The organism is Thermococcus thioreducens, from assembly GCF_002214545.1.
GTDB classification, from domain to species: domain Archaea; phylum Methanobacteriota_B; class Thermococci; order Thermococcales; family Thermococcaceae; genus Thermococcus; species Thermococcus thioreducens.
The window spans coordinates 1,591,931-1,606,971 of sequence record NZ_CP015105.1; the positions used below are offsets into that span (position 1 = coordinate 1,591,931).

At 54.2% G+C, this 15,041-nt stretch carries 22 protein-coding genes; 11 read left to right on the forward strand and 11 right to left on the reverse strand.

Annotated features, from left to right (window positions below; translation table 11 throughout):
* Positions 1-50 precede the first annotated feature (50 nt).
* Positions 51-2,438: a CDC48 family AAA ATPase gene (locus tag A3L14_RS08770; protein WP_074631132.1), complete on the forward strand. Its 2,388-nt coding sequence runs from the start codon at positions 51-53 to the stop codon at positions 2,436-2,438.
* Positions 2,439-2,780: 342 nt separating this feature from the next.
* Positions 2,781-3,263, forward strand: a complete 483-nt coding sequence (locus A3L14_RS08775; RefSeq protein WP_055430357.1) for a hypothetical protein — start codon at positions 2,781-2,783, stop codon at positions 3,261-3,263.
* Positions 3,264-3,266: 3 nt separating this feature from the next.
* Here the strand turns inward: A3L14_RS08775 and A3L14_RS11850 are convergent, their stop codons facing one another.
* Both A3L14_RS11850 and A3L14_RS11855 read right to left on the reverse strand, forming a co-directional pair.
* The gene (locus A3L14_RS11850; RefSeq protein WP_162840161.1) at positions 3,267-3,416 is read right to left on the reverse strand and encodes a hypothetical protein; all 150 of its coding nucleotides are present in this window, start codon (positions 3,414-3,416) and stop codon (positions 3,267-3,269) included.
* Between the two features lie 194 nt (positions 3,417-3,610).
* Positions 3,611-3,760 carry a hypothetical protein gene (locus tag A3L14_RS11855; protein ID WP_162840160.1) on the reverse strand — a complete coding sequence of 50 codons (150 nt, stop codon included), beginning with the start codon at positions 3,758-3,760 and terminating at the stop codon, positions 3,611-3,613.
* Between the two features lie 64 nt (positions 3,761-3,824).
* On the opposite strand from A3L14_RS11855, the gene A3L14_RS08780 reads away from it, so the two are divergent.
* The 3 genes from A3L14_RS08780 (at position 3,825) to A3L14_RS08785 (ending at position 5,009) form a co-directional block, all read left to right on the forward strand.
* Positions 3,825-4,226 carry a M67 family metallopeptidase gene (locus A3L14_RS08780; protein WP_055430356.1) on the forward strand — a complete coding sequence of 134 codons (402 nt, stop codon included), beginning with the start codon at positions 3,825-3,827 and terminating at the stop codon, positions 4,224-4,226.
* Between the two features lie 175 nt (positions 4,227-4,401).
* Positions 4,402-4,530, forward strand: a complete 129-nt coding sequence (locus A3L14_RS12020; protein ID WP_257789380.1) for a hypothetical protein — start codon at positions 4,402-4,404, stop codon at positions 4,528-4,530.
* On the forward strand, positions 4,527-5,009 hold the full coding sequence (locus A3L14_RS08785; RefSeq protein WP_055430355.1) for a type II toxin-antitoxin system VapC family toxin: 483 nt from the start codon (positions 4,527-4,529) through the stop codon (positions 5,007-5,009). Before A3L14_RS12020 ends, A3L14_RS08785 begins: the two co-directional genes overlap by 4 nt.
* Here A3L14_RS08785 and A3L14_RS08790 read toward each other — a convergent pair.
* Both A3L14_RS08790 and A3L14_RS08795 read right to left on the reverse strand, forming a co-directional pair.
* The gene (locus A3L14_RS08790; protein WP_055430354.1) at positions 4,996-5,730 is read right to left on the reverse strand and encodes a molybdopterin-guanine dinucleotide biosynthesis protein MobB; all 735 of its coding nucleotides are present in this window, start codon (positions 5,728-5,730) and stop codon (positions 4,996-4,998) included. The two genes, A3L14_RS08785 and A3L14_RS08790, sit on opposite strands and share 14 nt — an antisense overlap.
* A 9-nt stretch (positions 5,731-5,739) precedes the next feature.
* A complete protein-coding gene (locus A3L14_RS08795) occupies positions 5,740-5,955 on the reverse strand; it encodes an LSm family protein (RefSeq protein WP_055430353.1) in 216 nt (71 codons plus the stop codon).
* 63 nt (positions 5,956-6,018) lie between these two features.
* Between A3L14_RS08795 and A3L14_RS08800 the strand changes: the two genes are divergently transcribed.
* Positions 6,019-6,846 carry a hypothetical protein gene (locus tag A3L14_RS08800; protein WP_055430352.1) on the forward strand — a complete coding sequence of 276 codons (828 nt, stop codon included), beginning with the start codon at positions 6,019-6,021 and terminating at the stop codon, positions 6,844-6,846.
* Between the two features lie 91 nt (positions 6,847-6,937).
* On the opposite strand, the gene A3L14_RS08805 is transcribed toward A3L14_RS08800, so the two are convergent.
* Together A3L14_RS08805 and A3L14_RS08810 are read right to left on the reverse strand one after the other, a co-directional pair.
* Positions 6,938-7,645: a 6-hydroxymethylpterin diphosphokinase MptE-like protein gene (locus A3L14_RS08805; RefSeq protein ID WP_055430351.1), complete on the reverse strand. Its 708-nt coding sequence runs from the start codon at positions 7,643-7,645 to the stop codon at positions 6,938-6,940.
* A 32-nt stretch (positions 7,646-7,677) separates the two neighbouring features.
* A complete protein-coding gene (locus A3L14_RS08810) occupies positions 7,678-8,139 on the reverse strand; it encodes a Mut7-C RNAse domain-containing protein (protein WP_055430350.1) in 462 nt (153 codons plus the stop codon).
* Positions 8,140-8,203: 64 nt separating this feature from the next.
* Between A3L14_RS08810 and A3L14_RS08815 the strand changes: the two genes are divergently transcribed.
* Entirely contained in the window at positions 8,204-8,953 is a 750-nt protein-coding gene (locus tag A3L14_RS08815) for an MBL fold metallo-hydrolase (RefSeq protein ID WP_055430349.1), read from the forward strand.
* A 41-nt stretch (positions 8,954-8,994) separates the two neighbouring features.
* Positions 8,995-9,558, forward strand: a complete 564-nt coding sequence (locus tag A3L14_RS08820; RefSeq protein ID WP_055430348.1) for a nitroreductase family protein — start codon at positions 8,995-8,997, stop codon at positions 9,556-9,558.
* On the opposite strand, the gene A3L14_RS08825 is transcribed toward A3L14_RS08820, so the two are convergent.
* The 5 genes from A3L14_RS08825 to A3L14_RS08845 are packed head-to-tail and all read right to left on the reverse strand — an operon-like array spanning position 9,545 to position 13,538.
* A complete protein-coding gene (locus A3L14_RS08825) occupies positions 9,545-9,997 on the reverse strand; it encodes a protein-tyrosine phosphatase family protein (RefSeq protein ID WP_055430347.1) in 453 nt (150 codons plus the stop codon). The genes A3L14_RS08820 and A3L14_RS08825 overlap by 14 nt on opposite strands.
* A gap of 1 nt (position 9,998) precedes the next feature.
* Positions 9,999-10,709 (reverse strand): carbon-nitrogen hydrolase family protein, encoded by a 711-nt coding sequence (locus A3L14_RS08830; protein WP_055430346.1) that lies wholly within the window; start codon positions 10,707-10,709, stop codon positions 9,999-10,001.
* Positions 10,678-11,007 (reverse strand): hypothetical protein, encoded by a 330-nt coding sequence (locus A3L14_RS08835; RefSeq protein ID WP_055430345.1) that lies wholly within the window; start codon positions 11,005-11,007, stop codon positions 10,678-10,680. Before A3L14_RS08835 ends, A3L14_RS08830 begins: the two co-directional genes overlap by 32 nt.
* Complete coding sequence (locus tag A3L14_RS08840; protein WP_055430344.1) at positions 11,004-12,203, reverse strand: TldD/PmbA family protein; 1,200 nt, start codon at positions 12,201-12,203, stop codon at positions 11,004-11,006. The genes A3L14_RS08835 and A3L14_RS08840 overlap by 4 nt, the downstream gene beginning before the upstream one ends.
* Positions 12,204-13,538, reverse strand: a complete 1,335-nt coding sequence (locus tag A3L14_RS08845) for a TldD/PmbA family protein (RefSeq protein ID WP_055430343.1) — start codon at positions 13,536-13,538, stop codon at positions 12,204-12,206.
* Positions 13,539-13,600: 62 nt separating this feature from the next.
* Between A3L14_RS08845 and A3L14_RS11950 the strand changes: the two genes are divergently transcribed.
* The 3 genes from A3L14_RS11950 to A3L14_RS08855 all read left to right on the forward strand — a co-directional run bounded on the left by A3L14_RS11950 (position 13,601) and on the right by A3L14_RS08855 (position 15,041).
* On the forward strand, positions 13,601-13,828 hold the full coding sequence (locus tag A3L14_RS11950; protein WP_232473323.1) for a class I SAM-dependent methyltransferase: 228 nt from the start codon (positions 13,601-13,603) through the stop codon (positions 13,826-13,828).
* Complete coding sequence (locus A3L14_RS11955) at positions 13,825-14,217, forward strand: class I SAM-dependent methyltransferase (protein ID WP_232473455.1); 393 nt, start codon at positions 13,825-13,827, stop codon at positions 14,215-14,217. Before A3L14_RS11950 ends, A3L14_RS11955 begins: the two co-directional genes overlap by 4 nt.
* A gap of 119 nt (positions 14,218-14,336) precedes the next feature.
* Positions 14,337-15,041 carry a class I SAM-dependent methyltransferase gene (locus A3L14_RS08855; RefSeq protein WP_055430342.1) on the forward strand — a complete coding sequence of 235 codons (705 nt, stop codon included), beginning with the start codon at positions 14,337-14,339 and terminating at the stop codon, positions 15,039-15,041.

Consider the following 15,041-nt stretch of genomic DNA (forward strand, 5'->3'; position numbering starts at 1 on the left):
ACATTAAATCTCACGATCATCGGTCATGAAAAGTGTGGAGGTGGTGAAAAATGGCCGAAAAGAGGGAGGTCAAGCTCAAGGTTGCCTCTGCCTATCAGCGTGACGTTGGCAGGGGAATAGTTAGAATAGACCGCAAAGCCATGCGCGAGATCGGTGTCCAGAGCGGCGACATCATCGAGATAATCGGAACCAAAAACACCGCTGCCGTTGTATGGCCGGCTTACCCTGAGGATGAAGGACTGAGCATCATCAGAATGGACGGAACCATAAGGAAGAACGCCGGCGTCGGCCTCGGCGATGAGGTTACCGTGAGGAAGGCCGAGGTCAAGGAGGCGAAGAAGGTCATCGTTGCACCAACCGAGCCGATTCGCTTCGGCCACGACTTCGTTGAGTGGTTCCACAGCAGGCTCGTCGGAAGGCCGGTCGTCAGGGGTGACTACATCAAGGTCGGAATCCTCGGCCAGGAGCTGACCTTCGTAGTCACCGCGACAACTCCAGCCGGGATAGTCCAGATAACCGAGTTCACGGAGTTCCAGGTCAGCGAGAAACCTGTTAAGGAGGTCTCCAAGACCGCCGCCCTCGGAGTCACCTACGAGGACATAGGCGGCCTCAAGGACGTCATTCAGAAGGTCAGGGAGATGATAGAGCTCCCGCTCAAGCACCCGGAGATATTCGAGAAGCTCGGCATCGAGCCGCCCAAAGGTGTCTTACTCTACGGCCCGCCCGGAACCGGTAAGACCCTCCTAGCAAAGGCCGTCGCCAACGAGGCAAACGCCCACTTCATAGCCATCAACGGGCCAGAAATAATGAGCAAGTACTACGGCGAGAGTGAGGAGAGACTCAGGGAGGTCTTCAAGGAGGCTGAAGAGAACGCTCCAGCGATAATCTTCATAGACGAGATCGACGCGATAGCTCCAAAGAGGGAAGAGACCCACGGCGAGGTCGAGAAGAGAGTCGTCAGCCAGCTGCTCACGCTGATGGACGGCCTCAAGAGCAGGGGTAAGGTAATAGTTATTGCCGCCACCAACAGGCCGGACGCTATAGACCCGGCACTGAGGAGGCCAGGAAGGTTTGACCGCGAGCTTGAGGTCGGCGTCCCCGACAAGGCCGGCAGGAAAGAGATACTCCAGATACACACCAGGGGAATGCCCATCGAGCCGGAGTTCAGGAAGGGCAAGGTAATAGGGATACTGGAGGAGCTGGAGAGGAACGACGCCTACCGCGAGAGCGCCGAGAGGGCCCTGATGAAGGTCAAGAACGCGAGGGACGAGGAGATCCCGGAGATACTCAGGGGCGTAGACGAGAGGCTCTACGACGAGGTCAAGGCCAGGCTCATCGATGGACTTCTCGAAGAGCTGGCTGAAGTCACCCACGGCTTCGTCGGTGCCGACCTCGCAGCACTGGCGAGGGAGGCAGCGATGGCCGCTCTGAGAAGGCTCATCAAGGAGGGCAAGATCGACTTCGAGGCCGAGCACATACCCAAGGAGGTCCTTGAGGAGCTCAGGGTCACCAGGAAGGACTTCTACGAGGCCCTCAAGATGGTCGAGCCTTCCGCTCTGAGAGAGGTGCTCCTTGAGGTTCCGAACGTCCGCTGGGACGACATAGGCGGACTGGAGGAGGTCAAGGAGGAGCTGAAAGAGGCAGTGGAGTGGCCGCTCAAGTACCCGGAGGCCTTCCTCGGGCTCGGCATAACCCCACCGAAGGGCATACTCCTCTACGGCCCGCCGGGGACGGGTAAGACTCTCCTGGCCAAGGCCGTCGCCAACGAGAGCGAGGCCAACTTCATAGCCATCAAGGGCCCAGAGGTGCTCAGCAAGTGGGTGGGCGAGAGCGAAAAGAACATCAGGGAGATATTCAGGAAGGCCCGCCAGGCGGCTCCGACGGTGATATTCATCGACGAGATCGACGCCATAGCTCCAGCTAGAGGGAGCGATATGAGCCGCGTCACAGACAGGCTCATCAACCAGCTTTTAACAGAAATGGACGGCATAGAGCGCAACAGCGGTGTGGTCGTCATTGCCGCCACCAACAGGCCGGACATCCTTGACCCAGCACTTCTCAGGCCTGGACGCTTTGACAGGCTCATACTAGTCCCAGCTCCGGACGAGAAGGCCAGACTGGAGATATTCAAGGTGCACACGAGGAGGGTTCCGCTGGCAGAAGACGTCAGCCCCGAAGAGCTTGCCAAGAGAACAGAGGGCTACACCGGTGCGGACATCGAGGCGGTGGTGAGAGAGGCAGCGATGCTCGCCATGAGGAGAGCGCTCCAGGAGGGCATCATAAGGCCCGGCATGAAGGCCGACGAGATAAGGGGGAAGGTCAAGGTGACGATGAAGGACTTCGAGGAGGCCATGAAGAAGATAGGCCCCAGCGTGAGCGAGGAGACCATGGATTACTACAGGAAGATTCAGGAGCAGTTCAAGCAGTCACGCGGCTGACCACAAGATCAGCGTTCGCGCAGGGCGGGCTGTTTCCTGGATAGTAGCAAGTGGAACTTTTGGGTTTTCTTTGTTTTTCGTAATTTTTAAATACTTTTGGATGCTTATTTTTGTTGGCGTAGCAGTCTCCGGTATGTGGGGTTGTTAAGCCCGAATGGAGGCTGTTAATGCTCCTGAAGATGTGGGGAGTTCCCGTTCCCCCCGAAAGCCCCACAATGAAGACGGGAGTGGGGAAGGTTGGCCGTAACAACGTTTACAAACTTTACAAAAGTTACGGCTAACCAGAACGGCTGAACCCCTCAACCTTTTAACTTTTGAGACCGACTCTTCTACGGTGATCCCATGAACGTTAGAAGGCTTGAGCTTCTTTTTGCACTGACGTTGATTCTGATGATGTACGTCTACCCGCTGGCCCTCGTGGGCCTCTGGCTCCTCATGGGAGAGCTCCCGAAGTACAGGGAGGAACTCAAAAGGTCGCTCATCGTTTTCATCGCCTCACTCCCCCTCTACGGGGCAAAGATAGCCCTCGGGATCTCCGGATGGAGCAGGACACTCGGAATAACTCCCGTGGAGACCAGCCCCGCGGTGATAAACGCCGTCCACACAGTCTTCCTGACCCTGCAGTTCCTCAGCCTCTACTTCCTCTACCGCGCCCTCTCCCGGATGTCCGACGACACCGGCGCGGAGATGCTGAAGACCGGCGGGCTCATGCTCCTGGTTGCCATACCGCTCCACTTCGCCACGATAACGGCCTACTTTATTGCGACGTGGATGGGGCTAATTCTGATAATCTACGGACTTGAGCAGACAGTAGGGCACGGGTGATGTTCAGGCCACCCACTCAACCTCGTACTCCCTGGCCCCTAGCTTTTTCATCTCCTCTCTGGCTATCTCTTCGGCCTTTCTCACATCATTGGTCACCACGATGCGCTCCTCCGGGAGCGTGTGGTCGAAGTAGTAAACGATCCTAACCAGCACATTACCACCCCCACATATCACCAGCAGTGATGGAACATTGGGGGAGCTTTATAAGTATTATTGTATTTTAATGTCCACGAATAGACAAAAATTCACAACCCAAAAAGTACATCCATGCACACCAACGGCATATCGTCCATAGAAGGACACTGAAATACGCCCTTGGGAGAAGGTGGGAAGAAGGACAGAGAGAATCAGTCAATCTTTTCGAGCTCGAAGACCCTCGCCTCCTTCCGTCTCAGCTCCTGGAGCGCAAGTCTTCTTGCCTCGTCGGCCGTTTCGGCCTCAAAGACTATTGTTTTACCGTGGCTTTCCCCGCCGTGGAGGGTAAGGGCCCATTTCATCGTATCACCGGCAGAGCGTTGTCACATCTCCAAGCTTTATAAGTCTAACGGGGGAGTTTTAATCATGGGACTGATAATCCGACAAGATGATTTAAAGACAGTTATCAAAATGGCAGAAAGGAGCACCGTCGAGGTATGCGGCTTCCTCTTCGGAAGGAGGGAGGGTGGAAACTTCATCGTCGAAGAGGTTCGCTTCGTTCCCAACAGGCTGAACTCCCCAACAGCATTTGAGATGGAGCCGGTCGAGATGGTAAGGGCAATCGACGAGGCCGGGGAGAGGGGACTTGAGGTTATCGGCATCTTCCATTCCCACCTGAAGTGCCCGCCGAGACCGAGTGGCAGGGACTTGAAAGGCATGAGACTCTGGCCGGTCGTCTGGCTGATAGTTGACGAGAAAGGAAACTACGGGGCGTATGTGCTGGAAGGGAACAAAATCCGAGAGGTAAGGATTGTAGAAAAAGAATAAACATTGTTATTTTTCAGGCACAGCTTCTTCGGATTGAGATATTTAAGGTGCTGATGGGTTAAAGTCATTAAATGTTTTAAGCATTACAACCAATTACTGACTAGGTGAATGAGAGTATGGAAGACCTCACGATAAAAAACTCATTGGAGAACTCGATGTTAGGACTGTTCGGGAATTGCTTGAGGCTGAGGAGGTAAAGCGGGAGATAAAAGAACTTACTAAAACCGTAAGGCGGGGAATGTTTGGAGAGGGTGGAACAAGCGAAGAGTTCAGAATACTCAGGGCAGAGGTGAATGAGCAGTGATATACATTGACACGAGCGTTTTCTACCACTACACCACCAACGGAGAGTTTGCTGATTTCGCCGAAGAGATACTAACCTCAACCGAGCCGAAGATAACTTCGGACACTGTAGTTGATGAGTTTCTCTTTATTGCTATTAGGCGTGAGGTCAAAAGGAACTTTGGTATAAGCTCCATTCTCAGCCCCAAAAAGAGGCTCGTAAAAAATGAGGAGCTCCTCGAATTTGTTTACGAAACAGGGAAGCGAGCGCTTGCGGTTCTAGATAGGTTCGACGTCATGGTCATTCCAGATTCCCGTGACTGGGCAAAAATCCTGGTTCTAATGAGGTTCTACAAACTCTTGCCCCACGACGCAAGAATAATAGCCACTGCCCTCGAATATGGAGCAAAGAAGGTTGCAACTTTCGACAGGGACTTTGAAGTAGCGGGGGAAATAGTGGAGCTAGTCCCAAGCTCATTCTGGAAGTCTACTCTTCCCTAATTACTATCTCTATCCTCTTCCCCTCGCGGTAGCCCTTCATGCTCGACAGCATGCCCCTTATCGTCTTCTCGACCAGCTCCTGCACCCAGTCCTTCATCGGCAGTATCTGCCCGTCTATCTTGACGGTTACTTTCGGTTTCTGGCTGAGGACGACGCAGTCCTTCAGGGTTTTCTCGCCATTGACTATCATCCTCGCCATCTCGGCACACTTGAATCCACACATGCCGCAGTCTATGTTGGGGAGCATGAAGGCCCTCCTCTCCACGATATCGGCGAGCTTTTCTGGCTCTTTGGTGGCATCTATCACGGGAAGGCCTTCCACCTCCCCAACACCGGTTGAGGCTATAACCCCGCTCACCGCTATAGCTAGGCCGTCGTTGAGCTCTCTGACTTCATCTGCGTCCCTCGCGCATATCACCTTGGGGACGTGCCGGAGGGACTTGAAGCCCTCAAGCAGGAGGAAGTCGGCGTTGACCATGGAGAAGAGAGCGTTTACGTCCCCGGCCCTGAAGAGCACCGCGTCGGTGTCATGGGCTCGAACCACGACGGTATCAGCGATCCGCGAAAACTTCCAGGTGTCGCTTCCTTCCCTGTCAAAATCGGCGTGCATGCTCTTCGCTACGGCAACACGGTAACCTTTCTCCTTCAGCACTTTAGCGACGGCTTCAACGGCCGTCGTCTTTCCGCTCTTTTTGAAACCCACAAAGGCAACCGCCCTCATCTCAATCCCTCACAGGAGCATTATCCAGTTCATGTCCTCTATCTTGACCACCAGCGCCTTTGCCTTGTTTCCAGCTATGTCGGAGACGTCACGGATCAGTACGACCTCCTCGTCGAAGTCTTCGAGGATTCCGGTAAAGGAGTGCTCGTTGCTAACCGCCAAAGCCACCCTTTTGCCCTTCCACGCCTCAAGGGTCCTGTCCAGCAGGTACTGCTTCTCGCCCATCCTCTCACCCCCAGAAACCAAAAACCTATAAGGCTTTTAACCGTTTCCGGTTCCGGTGATAGAATGAGGTTCGTCACAAAGAACGAAGCGGTAAGAAAGTCGTTTCTCGAAGACCTGAGAAAGGAGGGTATCAAGTTCGAGCTTCATGAGAGACTCGGCTACGAGGCCTTTGTTGGATATCTGCTTGAGGGAACGCTTGAGGAGATAAGCGCGCAGATCGATGTTATCGAGGGCGCCGACAGAGAGGCACTAAGGGAGGGGTTCCTCTCTTTTAGAGAGAGCCTCAACCACATCCTGGAGCACATCAAGGTCGGCGAGAGGTTCGAGACCCTGATTCAGGAGGGCCCGTGGGTTGCAGAGCTCCTCGACCAGCTAACGAGGAACGGGGCAATAGAGTACAGCGACGGGGTCATCAAGCTGAGGGAGGGGGTTGACGTTACAAAGCTCCATTTTGAGTTCAAGTTCCCATTTAACCTCGTCCACAGTCCCGAGAGCGCCGAGAAGATAGCCAAGCAGTTCGCATTCACAGACCTCGCCATGGAGTACGAGTTCGAGATACTGGAGCTGGACATAGCCAAGATAAACACCCTCGGGAAGATAGCATCGCGCTACTTTCCGGAGGACTACCTGCTGAGGGTTTACTTTGCACTGATAGGCCGCTCGATACTGGCGGGGGAAATACTCAAGTCTCTCGGCAACGAGAAGGTTCCGGAGGAAGAGCTGGTCAAGGCGTTCGTGAGGGCCTCACCCATCTCGATACCCACAGAGAAAGGAACCCTCGTCATCAACTACTCCCCAAAGGCCGTTGAAGAGGTCCTCCGCTTCCTCAAGAGAACCGGCTACGTCGAGATAAAGGCGGGAAAGGTCAAGAAGCTCAAAGATTTGGTCTAATCAACCTTTCTTGTCCTCTTTTGATTCTTGGTCTGGCCTCTTCTGCGCCATAAAGGACGAGAAGGTCTTTGTGGCTGGGTTCTGAGACAGCCTACTCATCGGGAGTCAGATACTTTAGCCTCGCCCTTCCATTCTTCTCCAGCCACTCCAGCAGTTCCCTAGCAAACTCAAACTTCTTCCTCTTGCTCTCCCAGACCGGCGAGTGCGCTCGAAGGCCCGGTTTGCTCCACCTCCCCACGATCTCGCCGAAGTCGAAGCCGACCAGAACTATCTCCCTCGCACCCAGCTCTTCGGCCAGAAAAGCGGCCCTGTCGCCGTCGGTAAAGCCTCCGAAGTTGTAAACTATGTCCAGAGGCTCCGTCTGGCAGGTTCCGAGTATCCTCGAAAACATCGGTACGTAAACGGCCATCTTCTCCACGTTGTCCCCGTGGGCGTGGATTACCATAAAGGCCCCCCTGTCGTTGGCCAGCTTTAAGTCAGGAATCCTGCCGTCGAGGTCCGTAACCACTATATCTGGAAGAAGGCCGGCATCAAGGAGTGCGGAGGTTGCCCCATCGGCCGCTATCAGCGTCCCATCGGAGAAGTCGTGCTCCGCCAGTGCCTTCTCCAGACTTGGACCACAGCCAAAGACGTAGGCCTTTCTCCCGACGACGGCCGCCAGCTCGTCCCTCAGGATATAGTCGTCCCCCTCAAGCAGCAGTGCCCTCAACAGCTCCGCTGCCCCCCGATCTTCCTCAGCGGAGTAGCCCATCTCGCGGACGATCCTCATATAGAACGGCTCCCACTCTTTCCACTCCATCCCAACACCACCAAACGGTGGATGTGTACCTTTTAAACCCTCCTCAGCTTTTCGTCTATCCTAAGCATTTCCCTCCACTGCCTCCCCGGCCAGTAAATCTGACCGCAGTTTTGGCAGACGTAGAACTCGTCGTATTTTTGATAGACGCTCTCGGGAACCTTGCCTCTAACTTCATCCCTGGAAATCGGCCGGATGAGACCGTTGCACTTCGGACAGCGCGCGTTGGGAGGAAACAGCTCCCTGAACTCAATGCCGTGCTCCTTAAGCTCCCTTATCTGCTCCTCCAGGGAGTTTGAGTTCAGGGGAATTACCTTCAGGCCAAGCCTCTTCGCCCTCCCGGCTAAGCCAGAATCCCTGGTAAGGACAACGCGCTCCTCCTCAAGGGCCACCCTGATTATCTCATCGTCGTCCTCAACGCCGTAGAGCGTGTCGTAGCCGTACAGCCGGAGCCACCTCGCGAGCCGGCCGAGCATCATGTCCGCTATGAACCTCATGTTCAGGAGTTGGAGGCAATCCTTATAAGGGGACTATTTCACAGCCATGAAATAGGTGGTGGATTTGATAGTCTACTTCATCGGCACCGGCGGAAGCGAGGGGATTCCTGCTCATCTATGCACCTGTCCGACATGCAACGAGGCAAGAAAGCTCGGCTTCGCCCAGAGGCTGCCCTCAACGGTGGCAATAATCACCGAAAACCGAAAGGCGGTGCTGTTCGACGTTGGAACCGACATAAGGGACTTCCTGAACGTTCCGCTGGAGGCGATTTTCCTCACCCACTGGCACCACGACCACATCTATGGCCTCTACAAGCTCAGATGGATGGCGATGGAAACGCCGCTTTACGCCCCTGCGGGCCACGCCGATGCGCTAATCCTCCGCGAGCCCAAGAACCTCCAGCCGAGAACGATAAAACCTTTCGAGGGGATTGAACTCGACACCCTTAGAATCACCGCCCTAAAGCTCAACCATCAGGTTGAGACCCTCGGATACCTCATAGAGGAGAACGGTAAGAGGGTGGCCCTTATCTACGACACCAAGGGCCTCCCAGAGGAGACGTGGGAGTTTTTAAAAGCTAAGGCCCCGCTCAGACTGGCGATAGTTGACGCAACCTATCCCCCAGGGACCGACGACCCCTACCACAACAACGTTGACGAGGCGGCTGAGATAGGGCTTGAGCCCGCCGAGAGGACCGTCCTCAGCCACATCTCCCACAAAAACCTGCCCTTCCTCCAGCTGACCGAGTACGTGAGGAAGAGGTGGGGGAACAGGGTTCTCGTCGCCTACGACGGCATGGTGTTCTACGTCTAAACGTTTTTATCAGCTTTTGCTCAAGGAGAACCGGTGATGCCATGCGCGTTCTTGAGCTGGCAAAGAGGAGGAAGACAGTGAGGCAGTTTCTTCCAGAGAGGCCCTCAAAGGATGATTTAATGAAAGCCATCAAGGCGGCAAAGGAAGCGCCGAGCGGTATGAACGCCCAGCCATGGAAGTTCGTAATCATCGATGACGACTGGCTCAAGGGGAAGATAAGGGAGCTCTGCGAGGAGGAAGAGAAAAAGTCCTACTCCAGAACCAAGGGCGACCTGATGGCCTGGCTAAACGCGAAGGGGTTCAAGCCGGAGAAGCCCTTCCTGAGCGAGGCCCCCTACCTAATCCTCGTCTTCGGACACACCAGAGCCCCCTACTGGCTCCAGTCAACGTGGATAGCCGTCGGATACCTTCTCCTTGCGCTCGAAGAGCTCGGCCTCGGAACGGTGACCTACACACCACCGAATCCTAAGCCAATCGAAGAGCTCCTGAAGGCCCCTCCGGAATACAAGCTCCAGACAATACTTCCAGTCGGCTATCCAGCCGACCCAAAGCCCAAATACGAGAGAAAGAAGCTGGAGGACGTTGTGTCCTTCAACGGCTTCTGAGGAGCCTTTCAAGTTCTTTTAAAACTCCCATCTGCTCCTCCACCTCAACCACACCGGGCCTCAGGGAGCGAACCCTTCTCAGGGCCTCGCGCAGGGGGAGGCCCTTCGAGTACATGAGCCATGCAACGGCAACCGTCCCACTCCTCCCGAGACCTCCCATGCAGTGGATCAGGACCTTTTTGCCCCCCGCAACCCTCGCCTCAATCCAGCGGAGGATTTCGAGGAGTTGCCCCAGGTCAGGGGCCGAGAAATCCCGAACGGGACTGTGGAGAACCTCAACGCCCCTCTTCCTCCATTCGTCTAGGCTGTAGGGGAGCTCAAACTCCTCAACGAGAACCACCACCGCATCGAAGGTTTCGGCAACTTCGCCTATCTCACTCCTCGCCGGCATCCGCGAGAATGCAACGTTATCGTCGACGAATCTGGCCGGGCGCCACATGCTACCACCGGTCTGAGCTTTGCGATGGGAACTTAATACCTTTGGCATGCACTTCCACAACCAGCGTTCCATCCCCATCTGACGATGCCACGAGCTTTCCATCGGAACTGAAAACCCAAGCCCCGCCCGGCGGTGAGCTGTTGACTATGAATGTCCTAACACCGAGGAGTTCAGCCCGCTCGGACATTGCCTTCACATCCTCCTCGTTTGGCTCGCCGTAGTCCGGCGAGTACTCCATCGGCACGAAAATGAAGTCCGGCTTCTTTCTCCGAACCCACTTCGCTATCCTCTTGTTATAGAGGTCGCCGCAGATGATTATCGCGGCCTTTCCAAACTCAGTTCTTGCAGTCCTTACTGTGTTGCCGGTGCAGAACTTCATCGGCTCCTGGAACTTGCGGTGCTTGAGAATAACTCTTCCGTCCTGGCCTATGAGAAGGGCAGAGTTGTAGACGCAGTTTTTGTGGGGTTCGAGAAGACCAAAGACTATGTAAACGCCTGCTTCTCTTGCGAGTGAGCTTACGCGCTCAACTATCTCGCCGTAAAGCTCCGCCCCGCTGAAGTCCCACTCCTCGAAGCCAGTTAAACAGTACTCTGGGAAGACAACGAAGTCAGGGGCGTGCTCTATGGACTCTTTAAAGCGCTTCTCAAACTCTCTCCAGTTGGCCTCAAAGTTCCCAACCTCAACCTTCATCGGGATTAGAGCTACCTTCATTTTTCTCCCTCCTTGAGATGTGTCCCTTCAAGCCGTCCAGCGCAACCACAAGGATTCCAACCGCCACGAAATTCCAGGGATCCCCTTCTTTCCTACCTATGAGGTACAGAACCACAAACAGGAAAGCCAAAGAAATTGCCCTCTCAACAGCTTTGCCAAGTTTGAGCTTATCGGAGATAGCCAACGCTATCATGTAGAGAGTCGCAAGGAGAAAGTAGAGCCTGCCGATGAAATAAGCCGGCAGGAAGAAGAGGGCGATGAGGAGGAGAACCGCGAGAACTGCCAGGGCGTCCTTCATACCACCACCTCTGCCCGGAGAAATGGCAAAGACAACGAAAGACCCTCGTCGAGCCACACCCTTGTGAGCTCACTCCCCACTCCAGTGGTGGTTTTGAGCAGTCCCCAGACGTTTCCCCTGAGTTCAAAGCGAGAAAAACCCTTAACTTCACCCCCTTCGATTATTAGGGCGGGAGTTACAACAACCGAAAAGTTGCCCGTCACCGGGTCGAGTGCATTCGCCCCCCTGAGGCCGAGGGCCAAAAAGCCCTTCCCCACCTCCTCTATCATCCGCTCAAGGGTTTCTCTTCCCGGTGCAAGCGTCAGGTTGTGGGGGCCATCGAAAACCCCCTCTTCTATTCTTATTCCGTTGCCCGTGCTCTTCCTCCCGGCCTTCCAGGCGGTGTAGCTGTCCCATAGGAGTCCTTTAGCAATGCCTTTCTCAATGAGGAAGTTTTTCCTCGCCCTAACTCCCTCATCGTCCGCCTTAACGTGGCGGAGCGAATCCCTGTCGAGCGGATCATCGAGAACCGTCACGAGAGGCGAGGCCAGGACTTCCCCTTCCTTCGCCTCCATTCCCGGTGAGCTCACTGCCGTTCTTCCCCGAAACTTCCAGAGGACCGGGGGGAGAAGGAGGGTGTAAAGCGGCGTCGGGGCAAAGATGGCTTCAACTTTTCCCTTCGGGGGCGCGATTTCATCGAGCCTATCGATAAGCCCGAGATAAGGCCTGATGAACTCAGTCAGTTCCGTTTTTGAAGCCGAGCCCGCGGAAACCTGAAAGGAAAGCCCGCCTCCGATTTCGAGCTCAGCCCTCAGGAAGGAGTATGAACCCTCAACGTCAGCTCCCGCGGTGCTCTCCACCGAGAAGCTCCTCGTTATGAGCTCCACCGTACTCGAGAGGGAAAGATTCCCCAGCTCGTCGGCCAGCGCGGAGAACTCTCTGGCAAGGTCGCCAACGTCAACTTCAAACGTCCTCTTCCAGCGGGATTTACAGCCGGTTGGGAGCCTGTAGTCCTCTTCACTGGAAAAGCGAAGTGTCTCGCGGGCAAGCCTCAAGGCCTCAGCCTCATCACTGCCCTCTGCAAGCGCCGAGCCCATTTTTCCGTTCTCGATGAGCCTGACCGCCGTGAACTCCCTAACCCGGGCGAAGGGCCTGAGGCTTCCCTCAAGGGAGACACCCTTCCGCTCCTCACGCAGTCTGTAAATCTCCCGCTCCATTCACACCACCCTTATTCCCCTCTCGAAAAGGACATGGGGCCCTCCCATGCTCACCCTAACCACCTGGCCCCTTCCGCAGTAGGTGTTCTCGAAGTCGAGCTCCTTACCGAGGCCCCGGATCCCCGGGAGCGCATCCAGAGCCCTTCCGCTGGCTGTGGCGTTGAATATTGGCTCCCCAATTTCGCCGTTTTCAATAACGTAGCCCTCCATAACGCCAACGGTGAAAGACGAGTCCAATCCTGTCTGTCCCGGTCCGGGGCGGACGAGGTAGTAGCCACGTCTCACCTCAGCCAGGAGCTCCTCGAAAGTGTAATCCCCGGGCTCGAAGTAGGTGTTTCTCATCCTCACCATCGGCTCGAAGGCGTAGCTCTCGGCCCTTGCGTGGCCGTTCGGGGAAACCCCGAGCCCATAAGCCCTCTCCCTGTCCACGAGGGGCTCGTTGAAAATTCCATCCTTCAGGATTTCGACCTTCCTCACCGGGACACCTTCTTCGTCGTAGATGTCGTTTCCGTGGCCGTTCTCGACGTTCCCGTCGCTTAAGCTAACGAACTCCGGCGCAATCTGCTCTCCAAGCTTTTTGGCTAAAGGCGTGCTCGGCAGTTGATCCGCCTCAGCCAAGTGGCCGAGGGCCTCGTGTGCTACCATGCCCGCGAAATAGGGTGCCATGAGAACGGGAGCCTTCCCCAGCTTCGGCCTCTTTCCGCGGAGGAAGCACTCCAGCTGGCCCCTGATGGACTGGTCTATTCTCTCAAGAATCTCGTCCACCGCTTCAAAGCCCCGCTCAATCGAACCCGACACGTCGAAGAGCCATGCGCTCCTCCCGCCGGAAGAGACCGCTAAATCGGCCACGAAGGAAACCCCTGTTAACTCCCACTCGATTTCCGTTCCCTCGCTCGTTACGAGCCTCTTGAACCCGGAGAAGTCCGAGTACTTGACAACCTTGCGGGAGACCGCATCAGCCGGTAGGGACGAGTGAAGCCCCTTCACGAGCTCAATCTTCTCCTCAAGCGGAACCTCGGAAGGCTTTCTCTTCATCCTGCTCCTGACGACGTCGCGGACTGGTTTGATCTCAGCCAGCTTAACTTTCCCCCGTTGGATTCCCGCAAGCTTCACGGCGTTCCTGATCGCCCATTCGAGGTCTTTTTCGGAGTTGACTGAGCTGAAGCCCCAGGAGCCGTCCACGAGAACCCTGACACCGAAGCCCCCGAGAATCCGCCGAGAAATCCTTAGCCCCTCGGAGACCACGATTTCCGTCTTTAGAACCCTCTCCTCCCTGACCTCGGCGTATTCAGCCCCCACCGAGAGGGCAAGCTCCAGGGCCCTTTTAGTGTCCACCAAGATCACCTGAATTCCAAATCATGGCTAAACCTTAAAAACCATTCGTCGTTGTAAGAACGGTGGAGCCGATGTTCAGGGACCTCGGGGCCACGTTCGAGCCAACCTATAGGGAAAAGCTCTGGATGTACGACCCGAGGACGGAAGTTGGGAGAAAGAGAAGGGAGAAGCAGAAAGCCCTACTTGAGAATTTTCTCCCCATAGAGGGCGGCAGGGCTCTGGATATTGGCTGCGGCATGGGATCTCGACCTTTGCCCTTGAAGAACTTGGCTTCGAAGTCGTTGGGATAGATGTTCAGAAGGAACTCATAGAGAAAGCAGAGAAAATCTCAGAAGAGCTTGGATATAAAGCGGAGTTTAGAGTTATGGACGCAAGAAAACTCGATTTCCCAAATGAGAACTTTGATTTAGTTGCGCTTTTAGGGAATCCCCTTCCTCATTTAAGCATCTATGACTTTGATAAAATTGTCCAAGAGGCTTTCAAGGTTCTCAAACCTAGTGGGGTTCTGTTCCTTGAATATGCAGACTGGGTTAGACTGCTCCATCAAGGCTATAGAGATGCGCTCGTTGAAGATCCATTCATTTCTTTCCATGTTTCCCTCGATACGACAAAGGGCCAAGTAGAGCGGCTTTTCATTAACCTTGAGAAGAGAAGGGCTATTTCTTTAGATAAAGATTAATGTCTGGGCGCCTTGGCTTGTGGAGTTCGTGCTTAGAAAAGCTGGGTTTGATGTGAAGACGCACTATCTGGGGACGTTTAGTGTTGTGACTGTTGGTAGAAAACCTTCGGGTGTTTAAAATGTTCAGATATCTCGGCGAAGGTGCCGACATTTATTACAAAGCCTTTCCCACTACTTGGGATGCAACGAGTGAAATTGGGAAGAAGAGAATAATAAAGTTAAAAGAGACCTTAAGGAAGCATCTGCCCATAAAGGAAGGAAAAGCTTTGGATGTTGGCTGTGGCACTGGAATTTCAACTTTTGCCTTAGAAGAGCTCGGCTTCGAGGTTATTGGAATAGACATTAGAAAAGAAGCAATCCATCAAGCTAAGGAAATCGCAAAGGAAAGAGGCTCAAAAGCCAAGTTTTATTTTATGGATGCCAAAAGACTGGAGTTTGAAAATGAAAGCTTTGATCTTGTAACTTTATTGGGCTCTCCCCTACCCCATTTTAGTGTTTACGACTTTGACGAGATAACTATGGAAGCTTACCGGGTCTTAAAGCCAAAGGGAGTGCTTGTAATTGAATACATAGATACGATAAAAGGACTTTATAGCTGGCACAGAGATGTTTTTGTAGAGGGCTTGTTGATTTCCATTTACAAAGGCTTTAACTCCGTTGAAGGCTTAGAAGAAAGATTTTTCATAAATTTAAACAACGGAACAACTTTTAGCGTTAAGTTCTACCTTTGGGCACCATGGATTGCAGAATTCATCCTAAGAAAAGCTGGTTTTGAAGTACAAAGCCATTACATAAGAGAGGATAGTTTTGACAGTGGGGGTTAA

Excerpts from the sequence above, each read along its gene's own strand:
- A3L14_RS08790 (WP_055430354.1), bottom strand. The coding sequence starts at position 5,730 with ATGAGGGCGGTTGCCTTTGTGGGTTTCAAAAAGAGCGGAAAGACGACG.
- A3L14_RS08835 (WP_055430345.1), bottom strand. The coding sequence starts at position 11,007 with ATGAAGGACGCCCTGGCAGTTCTCGCGGTTCTCCTCCTCATCGCCCTC.
- A3L14_RS08830 (WP_055430346.1), bottom strand. The coding sequence starts at position 10,709 with ATGAAGGTAGCTCTAATCCCGATGAAGGTTGAGGTTGGGAACTTTGAG.
- A3L14_RS08825 (WP_055430347.1), bottom strand. The coding sequence starts at position 9,997 with ATGTGGCGCCCGGCCAGATTCGTCGACGATAACGTTGCATTCTCGCGG.
- A3L14_RS08810 (WP_055430350.1), bottom strand. The coding sequence starts at position 8,139 with ATGAGGTTCATAGCGGACATGATGCTCGGCCGGCTCGCGAGGTGGCTC.
- A3L14_RS08775 (WP_055430357.1), top strand. The coding sequence starts at position 2,781 with ATGAACGTTAGAAGGCTTGAGCTTCTTTTTGCACTGACGTTGATTCTG.
- A3L14_RS08780 (WP_055430356.1), top strand. The coding sequence starts at position 3,825 with ATGGGACTGATAATCCGACAAGATGATTTAAAGACAGTTATCAAAATG.
- A3L14_RS11855 (WP_162840160.1), bottom strand. The coding sequence starts at position 3,760 with ATGAAATGGGCCCTTACCCTCCACGGCGGGGAAAGCCACGGTAAAACA.
- A3L14_RS08805 (WP_055430351.1), bottom strand. The coding sequence starts at position 7,645 with ATGGAGTGGAAAGAGTGGGAGCCGTTCTATATGAGGATCGTCCGCGAG.
- A3L14_RS08795 (WP_055430353.1), bottom strand. The coding sequence starts at position 5,955 with ATGGGCGAGAAGCAGTACCTGCTGGACAGGACCCTTGAGGCGTGGAAG.
- A3L14_RS08820 (WP_055430348.1), top strand. The coding sequence starts at position 8,995 with ATGCGCGTTCTTGAGCTGGCAAAGAGGAGGAAGACAGTGAGGCAGTTT.
- A3L14_RS08770 (WP_074631132.1), top strand. The coding sequence starts at position 51 with ATGGCCGAAAAGAGGGAGGTCAAGCTCAAGGTTGCCTCTGCCTATCAG.
- A3L14_RS08855 (WP_055430342.1), top strand. The coding sequence starts at position 14,337 with ATGTTCAGATATCTCGGCGAAGGTGCCGACATTTATTACAAAGCCTTT.
- A3L14_RS08800 (WP_055430352.1), top strand. The coding sequence starts at position 6,019 with ATGAGGTTCGTCACAAAGAACGAAGCGGTAAGAAAGTCGTTTCTCGAA.
- A3L14_RS08840 (WP_055430344.1), bottom strand. The coding sequence starts at position 12,203 with ATGGAGCGGGAGATTTACAGACTGCGTGAGGAGCGGAAGGGTGTCTCC.